This window comes from Bradyrhizobium sp. IC3123 (assembly GCF_020193625.1).
Lineage (GTDB): Bacteria > Pseudomonadota > Alphaproteobacteria > Rhizobiales > Xanthobacteraceae > Bradyrhizobium > Bradyrhizobium yuanmingense.
Genome location: NZ_JADYVF010000005.1, coordinates 177039 through 193327 on the forward strand (window position 1 = coordinate 177039; position 16289 = coordinate 193327).

The following is a 16289-nucleotide window of genomic DNA, read 5'->3' on the forward strand; positions in this document are numbered from 1 at the left end:
TCATTCGGCGGGCACGGCGGCCTCGCGCAGCCGGATCGAATAGTTCGAGGCGTTCTGCTTGCCGCTGGAGGCCGCGCGCGCAAAGGTGATGAGATGGTGCGCGACCAGCGTGCAGCCGATCAGGCCTTCGATGTCGCCGCGCTTGATGCGGCCCAGCGCGAACTTCCAGAACACGCGCCTATAGTCGCCGAGCACGCCGACCTTCCAGAAGATGTTGCGCAGTATGACGAGGCCGCGCCGGATGCTGCGCCAGGTCTTCATCTCGTCCGGCACCGGTACCTTGAGCCGGTTCACATAGACGTGGTCGCATTGGTGCTGATAGCGCGCGTAGACCTTGTCGGGCGCGTAAGCGACTGCCATGGCGTGCTTCCAGGACGCGACGACCTCGTCATAGGGCAGCAGGAAGTCGACGTTGGAATCGCGGCCATCGTCCTCGACCAGCCGCCCCTCGCGCTCAAGCCGGTCCCATAGCGGCGTCTTCGGCAGCGCCTGCAGCAGATTGATGGTGAGCAGCGGAATCCGGGACTCCTCGACGAAGGCGAGCAGCGCCTCCGAGGTGTTCGGCTTGTCGGTGTCGAGCCCCATGATGATGCCCGAGACCACCTCCATGCCGTAGGAGTTAATGGTGCGCACGCCCTCCAGGATCGGGACCATCATGTTGTGGTCCTTCTGCATCGCCTTCAACGCGTCGGGATCCGGCGTCTCGATGCCGCAGAAGATGGTGATGAAATAGGCCTCGCGCATCTTCTCGAGGATCTCGGGGCGCTTGGCGATGTTGAGCGTGGCCTCGCAAGCGAGCCGCACCACGTAGCCGGTCCGCTTCTGCCACTCGATCAGGTGCGGCAGCAGGTCCATGGCCGCCTTGCGGTTGCCGATGAAATTGTCGTCGACGAAATAGACCGTGTCGGTCATGCCGCATTCGCGCAGGCGGTCGAGCTCGGCGATGATCTGCTGCGGCGTCTTGATGCGCGGATTGCGGCCGTAAAGGCCGGGGATGTCGCAGAACTCGCACTGGTAGGGACAGCCGCTGGAATATTGGATGCTGCCGAGGAAGTACTTCTTCACGTCGGCGAGCTCGTAGGCCGGGATCGGAAACTCCGTCATCGGCACGCGGTCCTTGGTCGTGAGCACGACTTGGCTCTCCGGACGCGAGGTGTCGCGCGACAAGATCTCGATCAGCTGGTTGGTGGCGTCGCCGAGCTCGCCGACATGCAGATAATCGAAGGACGGGTAATAGTCGGGACAGGCGCTGACGGAAGGCCCGCCGAGCGCGACCGGCAGATCGAACTCATGAGCGCGGCGGCAGATGTCGTTCATCTGCTGGCGCTGGATGTGCATGCCGCTGACGAAGACCGCTTCCGCCCATTCGAACTCCTCCCTCGTCGTGCGGCGCAGGTTCTCGTCGACGAATTTGACCTGCCATTCCTTCGGGAGATAGGCGGAGATCAGCAGCAGGCCCTGCGGCGGCATGAAGGCGCGGACGCCATCGGTCAGGGGATAGGAATGCTCGAACGTGCCGAAGGACGAGGTGTAGCGCGGAAACACGCAGAGAATCCGCCGGGACGTTCCGTTACTTTCAGCTCGCATCAAAGCTCCCCCGCCACACTCAACCGATGGTGCGGAAATTGCCAGCCCGACACATAGCGTAATGCTGTCGCCGGAATTTCTCAATATTGTGGCGTAAGCATAATTCCGAGAGGCGCCGATGGTTTCCCAACCGAGTTGACCTTCCGCCTCATGCGATCAGCCGCGCGGCAAAATCGGGCAGCAGGCCTGCATCGCCGGCAATCCGGAAATCGGCACCTGCAATGCCCGAGCGCGCCAGCCAGTCGTCGAATTCCGGCGCGCGGCGCAGCGCGAAGACGTCCCTGACATAGAGCGCGTCGTGAAAAGACGTCGACTGGTAGTTCAGCATGACGTCGTCGGCACCGGGAACACCCATGATGAAGGTGACGCCGGCGGCGGCGAGCAGCGTCAGGAGATTGTCCATGTCGTCCTGATCTGCCTCGGCGTGGTTGGTGTAGCAGATGTCGACCCCGAGCGGCAGGCCGAGCAGCTTGCCACAGAAATGATCCTCCAGCCCCGCGCGGATGATTTCCTTGCCGTCATAGAGATATTCCGGGCCGATGAAGCCGACCACGCTGTTGACCAGCAGCGGAGCGAAGGCGCGGGCGACCGCATAGGCGCGCGCCTCGCAGGTCTGCTGGTCGACGCCGTGATGGGCGCCCGCCGACAGCGCCGAGCCCTGGCCGGTCTCGAAATACATCAGGTTCCGCCCGACCGTGCCGCGCGACTGCGACAGCCCGGCCTCTTGCGCCTCCTTCAACAGTGCGAGGTCGATGCCGAAGCTGCGGTTGGCGGCCTCGGTGCCCGCGACCGACTGGAAGACGAGGTCGACCGGCACGCTTTGCCCGATCAGCGACAGCGTCGTCGTGACATGGGTCAGGACGCAGCCTTGCGTCGGGATCTGCAGCCGCGCGATGATCTCGTCGAGCAGCCGCAGCAATTGCGCGATGACGGCGGGGTCGTCGCTGGCGGGATTGATGCCGATGCAGGCATCGCCCGCCCCCAGCAGGATGCCGTCGAGGATTGAGGCGGTGATGCCCCTTGCATCGTCGAAGGGATGGTTCGGCTGCAGGCGTGTGCTCATCCGCCCCCTCAGGCCGATAGTGTTGCGAAAGGCGGTGGTGACCTCGCATTTCCGCGCCGCCAGGATCAGATCCTGGTTGCGCATCAGCTTCGACACCGCGGCCGCCATCTCCGGCGTGATGCCGGGCGCCAGCTTGCGCAGGATCTCGGGCGTTGCGGCGTCCGACAGCAGCCAGTCGCGGAAGGCGCCGACCGTCAGCGATGCCACCGGCGCGAACGCCCTGGCGTCATGGCTGTCGATGACGAGGCGGGTGACCTCGTCGGCCTCGTAGGGAACGACGGCTTCCTGCAGGAACTGGCCGAGCGGCACATCGGCGAGCGCCATCCGCGCGGCGATCATCTGCTCGGAGCTGGCAGCGGCAATGCCGGCCAGCCGGTCGCCGGAGCGCGGGGGTGTCGCCTTGGCGAGCAGGTCGCGCAGGTCAGGGAAGCTGTAGGTCGTGGCGTCGATGCTGTGGCGGTAGACCAAGGGTCTCTCCGGGGTTGCTCGGCCAACGGCCGACTCCAAGACTATCCCAAAAGACTATCCTGAAACTAAACCTTCGGATCAAGACGCTGAAATGACTTGCCTTTCCTTCGACCAAGGACGGAGGCGGCCAGGCCGCGCGTTAACGAGGCGTCCATCTTCGTTCTGCATAGTTTTGCAACAATTTGCCTGACCCCGTTCACCGGCCGGTCAGGCCAATCCGGGCTCCTTGAACATCATGACATCCGACCGATCTGGGAATGCCGCCAAGCCGGCAGGCCGCTTCACGCTTGCCAGCAAGCTCTATGCGATCTTCGCGCTGTTCGCGCTGCTCACGGCAGCGATCGCGATCTTGTCCGACTACAACAGCCGCCGCAGCGCGGACCTCGCAGTCGCCATTGAGACGGCCAATGCCGCCGCGCTGAACGTCGAGCGGGTCAACTCCCTCGTCTATGCGGTGGTGATGGAATCGCGCGGCATCTACATGTCGACCGAGCCGGCCGTGGTGAAGAAATACGGCGACGGCCTGCTCAAGTTCAACGCCCAGATCCTCGACGTCGTGAAGCGCTGGGAGACCATCGTCAAGGCCGACGATGCCGAGCAGTTCGCGACCTTCAAGAAGCGCATCGAGCAGTTCGTCGAGTTCCGCAAGGAGCTGGTGCGGCGCGGCGTCGAGATCAACGCGGCAGCGGGCCGCGAATGGGGCGACAACGACGCCAACCGCAGCGTCCGCTCGGCGCTGAACAAGGACCTCGAGGCGCTGTCCAAGGTCTATGCCGAGCGCGGCAGGCAGATCGCGCAGCAGACCGAGACCGCCCGCACATTGTCGTTCATCCTCACCTGCCTCGGCGGCGTGGCGCTGGCCCTCGTCGTCGCTGGCATCGTCATCATTGCCCGCTCGATCGCCCGGCCGCTCGCCGCGATCACCGCAACCATCAAGCAGGTCGCCGACGGCGCCGCCGATGTCGTGGTGCCGCACTCCGACCGCGCCGACGAGATAGGCGCGCTGGCCCGCGCCATCCAGGTGTTCCAGGACTCGATGGGGCGCAACCGCAACCTCGCCTCGCAAGTGTCGCAAGACGCCGCCGCGCGCGAGGAGCGCGCCCGTCACGTCGAGCGGTCCGTCGAGCAATTTCGCGAGGCGATCGGCGCGATCATGCGCGGCCTCAGCGACAACGCCTCCGTCATGCGCGAGACCGCGCAGACCATCACGCGTGTCACTGCGGATGCGAGCAGCCGCGCCGGCACCGCGGCGAACGCCACCGAGCAGGCCTCGCACAACGTCACCGCGGTGGCGGGCGCGGCCGAGGAGCTTTCGGCCTCGGTGGTGGAGATCGGCCGCCAGGTGCGACAGAGCGCCGGCGCGGTCGAGCAGACCGGCCAGCGCACCGAGAAGTCGATCTCCGAGATCGAGAGCCTCGCTGCAGCCACGCAACGCATCGACGGCGTGCTCAACCTGATCCAGGCGATCGCCGAGCAGACCAACCTGCTCGCGTTGAACGCCACCATCGAGGCGGCGCGCGCCGGCGATGCCGGCCGCGGCTTTGCCGTCGTCGCCCACGAGGTGAAGGCGCTCGCGGGCCAGACCGCCAAGGCCACGGCCGAGATCAGCGAGAACGTCGCGATGATCCAGGCCTCGACGCGGAACGCCGTCGACGCCGTGCGCGAGATCGGCGGGGCGGTGCGCGAGATCAACGAGGTCACGTCCGCGATTGCCGGCGCCGTCAGTCAGCAGGACCAGGCCACGCGCGAGATCTCCTCCAACGCGCAAAGCGCTGCCCAAGGCAACGAGACGCTGGTGGCGAACATCACCTCGTTGCGCGATGCCATCGGCGAGACCGATACCGCGGCGGCTTCGGTGTTCACCGCAGCCAGCAGCCTGACCGAGACGGCGCAGACGCTGTCGCGGGAGGTGGAGACGTTCTTCCAGAATCTGCGCGCGGGGTCGGCGGACGGTCGCATCGCCAAGGCGGGGTAGCGGCCCGCCTGGCGCCGCGAAAACGGTCGCTCCAGCAAAAACGGAAAAACAACCCCATGCACAGTAGACGGGGGTCAGCTTTTTCAATGGCTTGGCGGCCCGGCGCGAAGCCCTGCTGTTTTTACGGACCGATTTTGACTCGTCGGGCAAAACAGGGGCATGATGTCAGCATGCCGAGCGTGGCGCCTGTGCCGCGGCTGGCAACCGAACGGGGTTACCGCTCCGAACCCGATCGAGCGACCAAGATCCGGACGCGGCCGCCGGCATCCTCGAGCTCGCGGTAACGACTTAGTTCGGCCTGGAGCTCCGGATCGGACCTTGCCCAGGCCAGCCAGTCGAACGGGACCGCGCTGAGCAGCCGGGTATCCACGAGGATCACATCCGGACGACCGGCGCGCAGGTCCGCGAGCAAGTGCCGCCGCTCGAAATCGATGATGCTGTCCAGTCTTGCGCGCTCGCCTTCGGCATCGGACGTTTTCTCGCGCAAAAGCGATCTGTGCTCTTTCACCTGGGTGAACCCGCCATGGCGTGCAGGGTCACTCTCGGTCAGCAGTTACTATCGTACTACACTGATCTGAGGCCATACTGCATCGCGGCCAAAAGACTTGCCCGTCGCGGCGCTTCGAAGCGCCGCCGATGCGCAATCCGGCCAAGGGCCACGGCGCTACCCCATCACCCCGCCGCGCCTGATCAGCTCCTTGCCGACGGCCGCGAGATGCACTTGGTCCGGCCCGTCGCCGATGCGGATGAAGCGGGCGTAGACGTAAGCCCGCGCGAGGAACGTGTCCTGCGAGACGCCGGCGGCGCCGTGGATCTGGATGGCGCGGTCGATGACGCGGGCGGCCATGCTGGGGACCACGATCTTGGCCGCGGCGATCAGGTCGCGCGCGGCCTTGTTGCCCTCGCGGTCCATCTTGTCGGCGGCCTGCAAGGTAAGCAGGCGGGCTTGCGCGATCTCGCAGAAGGAATGCGCGATGTCCTCGCGCACCGAGCCCTGCTCTGCGAGCGGCTTACCGAAGGCGACGCGCGAGACCGCGCGCTGGCACATCAGTTCGAGCGCACGCTGGGCGCAGCCGATCAGGCGCATGCAATGGTGGATGCGGCCGGGGCCGAGCCGGCCTTGCGCGATCTCGAAGCCGCGGCCCTCGCCGAGCAAAACGTTCTCGGCGGGCACGCGGACGTTGTCATAGACGATCTCGGGATGGCCGACCGGCGCATCGTCATAGCCGTAGGTGAGCATGTCGCGGACGATGCGCACCCCACGCGTATTCTTCGGCACCAGGATCATGGATTGCTGGCGATGGCGGTCGGGATGGTCGGGTGCGGTCTTGCCCATCACGATCAGGATCTCGCAATCCTCGTTCATCGCGCCCGAGGTGAACCATTTGCGGCCGTTGATCACGTAGTCGTCGCCGTCACGCCGGATCTCGCACTGGATGTTGGTGGCGTCGCTGGAGGCGACCTGCGGCTCCGTCATCGAGAAGCCGGAGCGGATGCGCCCCTCCAGGAGCGGCTTCAGCCAGCGCTCCTGCTGCGCCTTGGTGCCGTAGTTTGCGAGCACCTCCATGTTGCCGACATCGGGCGCGGAGCAGTTGAAGACCTCGGGCGCCCAGAGGATGCGGCCCATGATCTCCTTCACCGGCGCGTATTCGAGATTGGTCAGACCCGGCCCGTGCTCGCCGGACAGGAACAGGTTCCAGAGCCCCTGCTCGCGCGCCCGCCGCTTCAGATCCTGAAGGATTTGCGGAGTCATGTAGCGTGAAGCTTCCGGCTTGACCTGCTCGTAGTAGAGCTCCTCGACCGGCTCGACATGGGCCTGCATGAACTGGCGAACGCGGTCCTGGAGCTCCAGCGAACGGGCGGAGTGGTGAAAGTCCATGGTGGTCTCCTGTTCGCTACATTTGAGGTCGTCATGCCGGGCTTATCCCGCCTGCGCGGCCGAAGCCGCTTCGGCGAGGCGAAGGCCCGGGCATCCACGTTCTTCGTGCCGCGGGGAAATGCGTGGATGGCCGGGACAAGCCCGGCCATGACGTGATGGAGACATCAGTCTCGTAGGCTGGGCAAAGCGAAGCGTGCCCACGCTCTTTCTCGGTCATCATTGATAGATCGTGGGCACGGCGCAAGTGCGCCTTTGCCCACCCTACGATTTCGCATCCGCCGCGAGAACCCGCCTCTCACGTCCCGCGCAACAGCTCGCTTGCCACCACCCAGTCGTTGCCGTCGAACTGGAGCATGTAGCCGTCCTTGATCGGGCGGAAATCCTGCGGCGTGGTGTTGAGGGTGATGCCCGGCATCAGGAGCGACAGCGGCACGTTCTTCAGATTCGCGGCCTGCGCCATGATGTTCTCGCGCGTCAGATTGTCCTTGCACTGCTTCAGCAGCGCCACCAGCGCCTCGGCGACGGTGTAGCCATAGAGGCCGGCGACGTTGTTGATGTCGGCATTGGGCAGGCGCTTCTTCATGAAGTCGATATAGGCCGTCATCGCCGGATCGTCCTTCGGCGCCTCGACGAACGGCTTGAGCGCGCCGAGCGACAGCACACCCTTGCCGGCCTCCAGGCCAGCGGGCGCCATCACGGTAGCCTTGTTGGCGCAGCCGGAGGCCAGAAAGCGCGTCGGCTGCCAGCCGACCTCGTGCGCCTTGCGGATCGCCTGCGCGCAGGCGCGCGGCGTCACCGAATAGATCATGAAGACGTCGGCCTTGGTATTGGCGAGCGTCAGGACCTGGGAATCGACGGTGGGATCGGCGACCTCGAAGCTCGAGGCCATCGCGATCGCCTTGTCGGCGTCGGCACCGAGCGCCTCCTTGACGCCGCGAAGATATTCCTTGCCGGCGTCGTCGTTCTGGTAGAGCACCGCAAAGCGCGCATTCGGGTTCCTGGCGCGGGCATAGGCGACGTCGATCGCAGCCTCGCTGGTGTAGTTCGGCGCCCAGGGCAGCGCGATCGACCAAGGCATGTTGGCGGGATCGTTCCACTTCGAGGCCGAGCTGATCAGGAAGATCTGCGGCACCTTGTTGCTGTTGAGATATTTTGCGATCGCCGAGCTCGGCGCCGTGCCCATGGTGGCGAAGATGAAGGCGACGCCGTCGCCTTCGACGAGGCGCCGCGCGGCTTCCATGGTCTTGGGCGGCGAGAAGGCATCGTCGAGCGAGATCAGGTTGAGCTTGCGGCCGCCAACGCCGCCCTTCTCGTTGATCTCGTCGAAATAGGCGGAGATCACCCGTCCCGTGATGCTGAGCGGCGATGCCGGGCCGCTATAGGGCATAGTGTTGCCGATCTTGATCTCGGTGTCGCTAACTCCAGGACCGTAGGATTTTTGCGCGGAGACAGGAGCGGACAAGCAGGCGGCAGCCAGCGCTGCGGCCAGGGCCAAAGCGGCTTTCATGGTTTCTCCCCAATGATTGTCGCCGCGGCGAAACGACCGCGCGGCGCGCTGCTTCTTGTCAGCGCGTCAGATCAGCGGAGTTCATCAAGATGGTCTTGCGTCGAGTTGCTGATGGCATCGCCTGAAGCGCGACGAGATTTTGATGAATCGTCATCGTGCGTCAGGTTGTTCTTGACGCATGAGCTTTCCGGAAAACCGCTTCGGCACTTTTCCGGATCATGCTTTAGCCGCGCCGCTTCAAGGCGAAGCCCAAGCTGACCCATCCGGCACCGGCCATGATCAGGTCGATGCCGAGGAACAGGCCGAGGATGTAGACGCTGTTCACCGGCCAGCGCACCAGGATCAGCAGCCCGAGCAGCAGCGTGACGACGGCCGACACCGCCACCCAGCCCCACGGGCTTTCGCGCTTCATGCTGAAGGCGAGAAACAGCCTGACCGCGCCGGAGGCCAGCAGCGAGGCGCCGAGGAACAGCGTGAGCAGAACCGCGGCGAAGAGCGGGTTCGCGAAGGTGAGGAAGCCGGCAACGATGTAGAGCACGCCGAGCAAGGCCCAGATCAGGAACTTTCCCCAGCTCTTCATCTGGAATGCGCCGATCACCTCGGTGACGCCGGCGACGATCATCATTGCGCCGACCACGATCACGCTCGCCACCGTTGCCATCACCATGCTGCCGAGCGCGACGAAGCCGGCAATCAGGTAGACGACGCCGAGCGCGACGATCCAGCCCCATTTGGCGTGTAGCGCAGCCATTCCCGAGCCGAGACCGGACGGATGAGACGTATCTGACGCAGTTGTCATGGGCCACTCCTGCATGCGAAGCCCCCGGGCACACGCCATGATAGCACGCACCCGACCGAGACAACACCCAGCAGAGCAGACCTCGCCTGCCGCAACCTTGACGCAAATCAAGATCGAATGCGGCGGGTCAGCGCCGAGCGCAGGTCAATCGTCCGAACTGGCGAGCCCCAGCAGTTCCTGGCGCGTCAGCGCATTGTCGCGGAACACACCCAGCATACGGCTGGTGACGAGATCGGTCCCGGGCTTGTGCGCGCCGCGCGTGGTCATGCAGTGATGCGTCGCCTTGATGATGACGCCGACGCCTTCGGGCTTGAGCACGTCGTTGATGGTGTTGGCGATCTGTGCGGTCATCTTCTCCTGGATCTGGAGCCGTTTTGCGTAGACGTCCACCACGCGTGCGAGCTTGGAGATGCCGACGACGCGCCCCTGCGGAATATAGGCGACCCAGGCGCGACCGACGATCGGCGCCATGTGGTGCTCGCAATGACTCTCGAAGCGAACGCCGCGCAGGACGATCATCTCGTCATAGCCCTCGATCTCCTCGAAGGTCTTTTGCAGGATCTCGGTCGGATCCTGCGCGTATCCGGAAAAATACTCTGCGAACGCGCGTGCAACGCGAGCAGGTGTCTCGCGCAAACCGTCGCGCGCGGGATCATCGCCGGCCCAGCGGATCATGGTCCGGATCGCCTGTTCGACCTCCGCCCTGTCAGGCCGATCGGTCGGCGTCTGCGCCACGGCGACACGTTCCAGCTTGCGCACTTGTGACTTCATCAAGCTTCTCCCCTGCAACGAGCCCGCATATGGAAGCGGGCCCACAGCTTGGACGGCCGCAATCGGAAAAGGTTCCCGAAAGTCGGGGAAATTTGGGGAACGGATGGATGGCCTAGTGCCGACCCGCCAATCCCCTCATGATGAGGTGCGCCGAGGGCGCCTCGGGGCCGCCTATGACGCAGCCGCTTTCCGCACGTCGATCACGGCCTGAGCCCATTCGGCCGGCCGCTCCTGCGGCAGATTATGACCGGCATCGATGAAGACGCGCCGCTCGAAAAATGCCTCGAACTTGCGCGCGTGGTGGGCGGTGCCGGAATTGACGCCGTCGCTGTCGCCGTCGACCGCGATCGTCGGGACACGGATCGGCGGCTGCGCGGCGAGCTTTGCCTCGATCCCCGCATAGGCGGGATCGCCGGCCACGAGCGCGTAGCGATGGCGGTAGGAATGGATCACGACATCGACGAAATCGGGATTGTCGAAGGACACGGCGCTTGTCTCGAACGTCGCGTCCTCGAAGGCCCATTTCGGCGACCACATCGTCCAGAGCTGACGGGCAAAGCCGCGGCGGTTGCGCTGCAGCGCGCGGCGGCCGCGCTCGTTGTGGAATAAATATTGATACCAGAACGCCGCCTCCTCCGGCGGCGAAGCCGGCTCCATGGCGAGGGCGATGTTCTGGATATTGTAGGAATTGCCGGAGACGAGACCGACCACGCGCTCCGGATAGAGCGCCGAGACCACACAGGCGGCACGCCCGCCCCAATCGTAGCCGCCGACGACGGCGCGCCTGATACCGAGCGCATCCATGAAGGCCAGGAGATCGGCACCTAACGCCGCCTGCTCGCCGGAGCGCAGCGTCTCAGCGAAGCGAAACCGCGTCGGCCCGTACCCGCGCAGCCAGGGCACCAGCACGCGTGCGCCGGCCTCGGCGAGGATCGGCGCGGTCTCGGCATAGGCGTTCGCGTCATAGGGAAAGCCATGCCCCATGACGCAGGGCCAGCCGTCCGGCGCACCGTATTCGCGATAAGCGATGTCGAGGATATCAGTGGTGATGGTTTTTTGTTGCATGATTTGCTCACGGATGATTTCGTTGCGCAGAGCTCTTGTAGCCCGCATGGAGCGAAGCGCAATGCGGGGACGCCTGTATCCGCGAATCCCGGATTTCGCTTACGCTCCGTCCGGGCTACGAGGCTACAAGGCGCCTATTTCTGCGGACCGGACAGCGAGATGTCACGTTCGGCGCGGAACACGTTGCTGTAGAGGTTGGCGATCCATTGGCGGCCGATCTCGGTCTTGTTGAGATAACCGATCTCGGTCTGGATGTGCGGAGCAACGCTGTTCCAATAGAATTGCGGGTAGCGGTTCACGATGTCGGCGGGCGAGTCGTAGCCGAGCTGGCGGTTGATGCCGACCTCCTCGAACTCGTAATAGAGCGCGTTGGCCTTGCGCAGATAGTTGGGATCGCCGAGCTGGCCGATGAAGTCGGCCGCACGCAGGATCGAGGCTTCGTCGTCGTATTCCTGGCCTTCACGGGCGGGAAAGCGCGTCCCCTCGATGGCGCGGGCAACGCGCTCCGGATCGACTCCCGGGATATGCCGCAGCCTCCGCGTCACGTACAGCTTCGAACGATCGACATGATACATCATCAGGCTCGCGTCCGACGCGCCGCGCGGCAACGAGATTTTGGTTTCGGCCGCATCGATGACGAAACCGTCGGCGTCGTCCTCCTCGAACAGCCCGCGGACATAGCCGATGTCGTGGGCGAGGCAGGCGATCAGGACATGAACGTAATCTTCCGCCGAAAGATGGGTATGAAGGCTTCGGCCGCGGAGGATCGCCTGGGCGGCCAGGGTCACCAGCATCGTATGCTCGATATTGTGGTAGAGCGCATCGCTGTTGCCGATGCATTCCATCGCGGTACGGGTTGCGCTGGCAACGATGCTTGCGGAAGTCTCATCGTACCGGCGGCGCATGAAGTTGCCGAGGAACTGCTCCAGCGATTCAGCTGCCAGTCTGGGTAAGGTTATCATGGACGCAGCCCCGTCCGCCGCTGGTATCCCATGCCATCTCCCGACGTCTCATTCTTGTCGTCGACGCAGCGGGGAGCATAGCCCATCTTGGGCCGGGTAACCAAACTTCGGGGACGGAAAATACGCAAATACCTTACCGTCCCGCTGCGCAACATCACGGCTGCCGTCACAGTTCAGCACAACCCAAAGCGGCGGGAAGGCGGCCGCCGCTCAGGGCGCAGCCAGGATATCGGCGCCGTCGGCCGGGCGCGAAAGGCTTCGGGCCAGGTAGAACAGCTCGACCAGCTTGCCGCGCTTGCCCGCCAGCGAGAAGATGTATTCGGGCGACTCCGCCTCGATTTCCGCGATCGCCACCTTCGCGATCCGGTCGATGCGGCTCGAGCCGTGCTCCCAGACGAAGCCGACGCCAAGCCGGTTGGCGACCGCCTCCAGCATCCCCTCGCGCGTATTGACGATGATCGCCGGACTGGCGCGCAGGTTGAGGGCGCGAAACGCCCGGTCGACGGCGCGCTGGGTCGCGGAATCCCGGGTCCGGAACACCAGCGGATATTGCACGAGGCCGGCGATGGACACGCGCGACTGGCGGCTGAGGTCGTGAACGGGATGGCAGATCGCAACGACGCGTTGCTGCACGCAGGGCTCGCGCCGGAAGCGGTTGTCCTGCGGCACCTCCGGCAGTACGGCGACGTCGACGCGCTGGTCGACCACCGCGGCCATGATCGCCGACCAGCTGCCGATCTCGATGTTGATCTGGATCTTCGGATAGAGATTGCGGAACGCCGCGATCAACGCCATGCCGGGCATGGCGTTGCCGAGCCCGATGCGAAGCTCACCCCCCGTGAGCTCGTCGCGCTGCTGCAGGATGGCGAGCGCATCCGCCTCGACCGCCTGCATGCGGCTCGTTGCGGCATAGAGCCGCCGGCACAGCGACGTCGCGATCAGGGTCTGGCCGTGCCGGTCGAACAGCGCCACCCCGAACTCGGCCTCCAGATCCCGCACCAGCTGCGCAACGGCCGGCTGCGACACCCCGAGCCGCCTTGCCGCAGCGGCAAAGCTGCCGGTCTCGAACACCGCATTGACCGCCCGGACACGCGACGACGTCAACGCCACGACAACAACCCCAAGATGATATTCCCCGTCGGACCGGGCGAAAGCAAAACCTGGGATGACCATAAGGAAGGCCATTGACCGTTATGTGAATGTCAGACGCGCTTCCTACTCCTCATGCGCCGCAAACGGGCCAGCAGGGGATCAGCGCGCATGGCGCAAATCGAACTTTCCGCAATCCGCAAGTCCTTTGACGGCACCGACGTCCTGAAAGGCATCGATTTCCGCATCGCCGACGGCGAGTTCATCTCGCTGGTCGGCCCGTCCGGCTGCGGCAAGTCGACCCTGCTTCGCATCATTGCCGGGCTCGAGCCGCAAGATTCCGGCGAGGTCCACATCGACGGCCGCCCCGTGGACGGCATTCGCCCGAGCGCGCGAAACCTCGCGATGGTGTTCCAATCCTATGCGCTTTATCCGCATTTGAGCGCCTTCGACAATATCGCGGTGCCGCTGCGGATGCGGCGCCTCTCCGCGATCGAGCGACTGCCACTGCTGGGTGCGCTGCTGCCGGGCCGGCGCGCCAAGGAACGGCACATTCGCGCCGACATCGAAGGCATCGCCGAGCAGCTCGACATCAGCCCATTGCTGCGGCGCAAGCCCGGACAATTGTCCGGCGGACAGCGGCAACGCGTCGCGGTCGGACGCGCCATGGTGCGCGAGCCGGTGGCCTTCCTGTTCGACGAACCGCTCTCCAATCTCGACGCCAAGCTGCGCGTCCACATGCGCGCAGAGCTCGCCGAGCTGCATCGCCGCCTCAAGGCAACGTTCGTCTACGTCACGCACGACCAGGCCGAGGCGATGACGATGTCGAGCCGGATCGCCGTCATGATGGGCGGTGAGCTGATCCAGGCCGGCACGCCGGCCGAGATCTACAACGAGCCCGGCGACATCCGCGTTGCCGAATTCATCGGCAGCCCCAAGATCAACGTCCTCCCCGGCCGGATCCGCAAGGACGGCGGCGTCGATGTGCTGGGGACCGCCTTGAAACTTACGTGCAATGCGGCGGCCGGCGATTGCCGCATCGGGGTCCGCCCGGAGCGGGTCGAGCTCGGCACCGGGCCGTTCTCCGGAACCGTCGTCCATCTGGAGAATCTCGGCGCCGAGGCCTTCGTGCATCTCGCGGTCGAAGGCACCGGGTCGCGCCTGATCGCGCGGCTCGCGGACCTCAAGCATTTGCCGGCGTTGGCAAGCTCCGTCGCCTTCGGCTTCGCACCAGACGCGGTGCGGATGTTCGATCCGGCCGGGAAACGGATCGAGCTCAGAGTGGAGCAGGCCGAGCGCATCCGTGAGCCCGCCCATGTCTGACGGCTCCATGACGATCGGGGCGACCATCGCTCCCACGGGCACGACGAGGCGCAGGCTGCCGGCCCATGGCAGCCGACGGACCCATACCGCCTACGCGCTGGTGACCCCGGCCGCCGCGCTCATGCTGGTCATGCTGCTCGGTCCGCTCGCCGGCGTGATCGCTCTCTCCTTCACCGATTATCAGCTCGGCGCGCCGCATTTCTCCTGGATCGGGCTCGCCAACTACCAGGACCTGTTCGCCGACAAGGTGTTCTGGACCGCACTGCGCAACACGCTGACTTACGTCGTGATCGTGGTGCCCGGCGCCGTGATCGCCGGCCTTGCGATCGCGCTTCTGATCCAGAGCGGCACCAGTCTGCGCAGTCTCTACCGGACGATCTATTTCCTCCCCGTGATGGCGACCCTGATCGCGATGGCGGTGGTGTGGGAATTCATGCTGCATCCACAATTCGGCCTGGTGAACGGGCTGCTCCGCGGCGCAGGCCTGCCGGCCTTCGCCTGGCTGCAGGACCGCAACACCGCGCTCTATGCGCTGTGCGCGATCGGCATCTGGCAGGCCGTCGGCTTCAACATGGTGCTGTTTCTCGCCGGCCTCGTCTCCATTCCCAAGCAGCTTTACGAAGCGGCGGAAATCGACGGTGCCTCGAGCGGCTGGGCACGCTTCCGCCTCGTGACCTGGCCGATGCTGGGGCCGGTCACGACCTTCGTCGTCGTGATCTCGGGCATCCGCTCGTTCCAGGTGTTCGACACCGTGCACGTCTTGACCAAGGGCGGCCCGTCGAAGTCCACGGAGGTGCTGATCCACAGCATGTACACGGAAGGCTTCGAGTTCTTCCGCTCGGGCTACGCCGCGGCGATCACCGTGGTCTTCCTGGTCTTCGTCCTCCTGCTCACGCTGATCAAATCGAGGCTCGCCGATCGCGGCGTGCACTACACATGAGCAACGCGCATCCCATCCCGTTCCGGGCGATCCTCCGTCACGTGCTGCTGATCGCGGGCGCCGCGCTCATGCTGGCCCCCTTCATCTGGATGATCTCGACCGCGTCCAAGCCGCAGACCGAGATCTTCTCCAGCGAATTGCACCTGATCCCCTACCGGTTCGCGCTGATGGAAAACCTGCGCGAGGCCTTCGCCAAGGCCAATCTGCTGCGCTTCCTGCTCAACGGAATCATCGTCACGGCCTCGATCTTCGTGCTGCAGGTGATGGTGGCGCTGCCGGCGGCCTACGCGCTCGCAAAACTCCGCTTCCTCGGCCGCGAGACGCTGTTCGCGCTCGTGCTGTTCGGGATCCTGATCCCGCCGCAGGCGACCGCGATCCCGGTCTTCCTGCTGCTGCACAAGATCGGCCTGCTCGACAGCTATGCCGCGCTGGTGCTGCCCTTCACGATCTCGGTGTTCGGCATCTTCCTGATGCGCCAGTTCTTCAAGACCGTGCCCGACGATCTCGTCGACGCCGCGCGCATGGACGGCATCTCCGAATTCGGCATCGTCTGGCGGGTGATGCTGCCGGCCGCGATTCCCGCAGTGACCGCCTTCGGCATCTTCTCCGTGGTCGCGCATTGGAACGACTATTTCTGGCCGCTGATCGTGCTCAACAGCGAGCATTTGCGCACGCCGCCGCTCGCGGTCGCCCATTTCCGCAACAGCGAGGCCGGCACCAGCTACGGCCCGCTGATGGCGGCGGCGATGGTGATCATCGCGCCGCTCGTCATCGCTTTCCTCTTTGCCCAGCGCCGTTTCATCGAGGGCATCACCCTCACCGGGATCAAGTAGCCACGTCACCTCAAACAAGGAGTCTATC

At 65.0% G+C, this 16289-nt stretch carries 14 protein-coding genes; 4 read left to right on the forward strand and 10 right to left on the reverse strand.

Features of this window, described 5'->3' with window-relative positions; all coding sequences use genetic code 11:
• Both I6F20_RS18425 and I6F20_RS18430 read right to left on the reverse strand, forming a co-directional pair.
• On the reverse strand, positions 1-1587 hold the full coding sequence (locus I6F20_RS18425) for a B12-binding domain-containing radical SAM protein (RefSeq protein ID WP_036006106.1): 1587 nt from the start codon (positions 1585-1587) through the stop codon (positions 1-3).
• Positions 1588-1735: 148 nt separating this feature from the next.
• Entirely contained in the window at positions 1736-3118 is a 1383-nt protein-coding gene (locus I6F20_RS18430; RefSeq protein WP_225127279.1) for an ethanolamine ammonia-lyase subunit EutB, read from the reverse strand.
• A 235-nt stretch (positions 3119-3353) separates the two neighbouring features.
• Here I6F20_RS18430 and I6F20_RS18435 point away from each other — a divergent pair, with 235 nt between their 5' ends.
• Entirely contained in the window at positions 3354-5093 is a 1740-nt protein-coding gene (locus I6F20_RS18435) for a methyl-accepting chemotaxis protein (protein ID WP_225127280.1), read from the forward strand.
• A 214-nt stretch (positions 5094-5307) separates the two neighbouring features.
• Here I6F20_RS18435 and I6F20_RS18440 read toward each other — a convergent pair whose 3' ends face one another.
• From I6F20_RS18440 to I6F20_RS18475, 8 genes are all read right to left on the reverse strand, one after another.
• The gene (locus I6F20_RS18440) at positions 5308-5601 is read right to left on the reverse strand and encodes a hypothetical protein (protein ID WP_225127281.1); all 294 of its coding nucleotides are present in this window, start codon (positions 5599-5601) and stop codon (positions 5308-5310) included.
• Positions 5602-5757: 156 nt separating this feature from the next.
• Positions 5758-6972, reverse strand: coding sequence for an acyl-CoA dehydrogenase family protein (locus I6F20_RS18445; protein WP_225127282.1), 1215 nt, complete (start codon positions 6970-6972; stop codon positions 5758-5760).
• 295 nt (positions 6973-7267) lie between these two features.
• The gene (locus I6F20_RS18450; RefSeq protein WP_036006122.1) at positions 7268-8479 is read right to left on the reverse strand and encodes an ABC transporter substrate-binding protein; all 1212 of its coding nucleotides are present in this window, start codon (positions 8477-8479) and stop codon (positions 7268-7270) included.
• A gap of 223 nt (positions 8480-8702) precedes the next feature.
• On the reverse strand, positions 8703-9278 hold the full coding sequence (locus I6F20_RS18455; RefSeq protein ID WP_036006124.1) for an HdeD family acid-resistance protein: 576 nt from the start codon (positions 9276-9278) through the stop codon (positions 8703-8705).
• Positions 9279-9422: 144 nt separating this feature from the next.
• Positions 9423-10049, reverse strand: coding sequence for a GTP cyclohydrolase I FolE (folE, locus tag I6F20_RS18460; RefSeq protein ID WP_057027130.1), 627 nt, complete (start codon positions 10047-10049; stop codon positions 9423-9425).
• Between the two features lie 171 nt (positions 10050-10220).
• Positions 10221-11114 carry an alpha/beta fold hydrolase gene (locus I6F20_RS18465; RefSeq protein ID WP_225127283.1) on the reverse strand — a complete coding sequence of 298 codons (894 nt, stop codon included), beginning with the start codon at positions 11112-11114 and terminating at the stop codon, positions 10221-10223.
• Positions 11115-11248: 134 nt separating this feature from the next.
• Positions 11249-12076 carry an HD domain-containing protein gene (locus I6F20_RS18470; protein WP_036006127.1) on the reverse strand — a complete coding sequence of 276 codons (828 nt, stop codon included), beginning with the start codon at positions 12074-12076 and terminating at the stop codon, positions 11249-11251.
• A gap of 210 nt (positions 12077-12286) precedes the next feature.
• Positions 12287-13186: a LysR family transcriptional regulator gene (locus I6F20_RS18475; RefSeq protein WP_109144435.1), complete on the reverse strand. Its 900-nt coding sequence runs from the start codon at positions 13184-13186 to the stop codon at positions 12287-12289.
• 150 nt (positions 13187-13336) lie between these two features.
• On the opposite strand from I6F20_RS18475, the gene I6F20_RS18480 reads away from it, so the two are divergent.
• Genes I6F20_RS18480 through I6F20_RS18490 form a run of 3 tightly spaced genes read left to right on the forward strand, consistent with a single transcriptional unit; the run spans position 13337 to position 16261 of the window.
• Entirely contained in the window at positions 13337-14488 is a 1152-nt protein-coding gene (locus tag I6F20_RS18480) for an ABC transporter ATP-binding protein (protein ID WP_225127284.1), read from the forward strand.
• A complete protein-coding gene (locus I6F20_RS18485; RefSeq protein WP_225127285.1) occupies positions 14481-15428 on the forward strand; it encodes a carbohydrate ABC transporter permease in 948 nt (315 codons plus the stop codon). The genes I6F20_RS18480 and I6F20_RS18485 overlap by 8 nt, the downstream gene beginning before the upstream one ends.
• Positions 15425-16261, forward strand: coding sequence for a carbohydrate ABC transporter permease (locus I6F20_RS18490; protein WP_225127286.1), 837 nt, complete (start codon positions 15425-15427; stop codon positions 16259-16261). Before I6F20_RS18485 ends, I6F20_RS18490 begins: the two co-directional genes overlap by 4 nt.
• Positions 16262-16289: the final 28 nt, after the last annotated feature.

Bases quoted from the DNA above. Each gene is read 5' to 3' on its own strand.
- I6F20_RS18445 (WP_225127282.1), bottom strand. From the start codon at position 6,972: ATGGACTTTCACCACTCCGCCCGTTCGCTGGAGCTCCAGGACCGCGTT.
- I6F20_RS18455 (WP_036006124.1), bottom strand. From the start codon at position 9,278: ATGACAACTGCGTCAGATACGTCTCATCCGTCCGGTCTCGGCTCGGGA.
- I6F20_RS18425 (WP_036006106.1), bottom strand. From the start codon at position 1,587: ATGCGAGCTGAAAGTAACGGAACGTCCCGGCGGATTCTCTGCGTGTTT.
- I6F20_RS18470 (WP_036006127.1), bottom strand. From the start codon at position 12,076: ATGATAACCTTACCCAGACTGGCAGCTGAATCGCTGGAGCAGTTCCTC.
- I6F20_RS18465 (WP_225127283.1), bottom strand. From the start codon at position 11,114: ATGCAACAAAAAACCATCACCACTGATATCCTCGACATCGCTTATCGC.
- I6F20_RS18485 (WP_225127285.1), top strand. From the start codon at position 14,481: ATGTCTGACGGCTCCATGACGATCGGGGCGACCATCGCTCCCACGGGC.
- I6F20_RS18435 (WP_225127280.1), top strand. From the start codon at position 3,354: ATGACATCCGACCGATCTGGGAATGCCGCCAAGCCGGCAGGCCGCTTC.
- I6F20_RS18490 (WP_225127286.1), top strand. From the start codon at position 15,425: ATGAGCAACGCGCATCCCATCCCGTTCCGGGCGATCCTCCGTCACGTG.
- I6F20_RS18480 (WP_225127284.1), top strand. From the start codon at position 13,337: ATGGCGCAAATCGAACTTTCCGCAATCCGCAAGTCCTTTGACGGCACC.
- I6F20_RS18450 (WP_036006122.1), bottom strand. From the start codon at position 8,479: ATGAAAGCCGCTTTGGCCCTGGCCGCAGCGCTGGCTGCCGCCTGCTTG.
- folE (WP_057027130.1), bottom strand. From the start codon at position 10,049: ATGAAGTCACAAGTGCGCAAGCTGGAACGTGTCGCCGTGGCGCAGACG.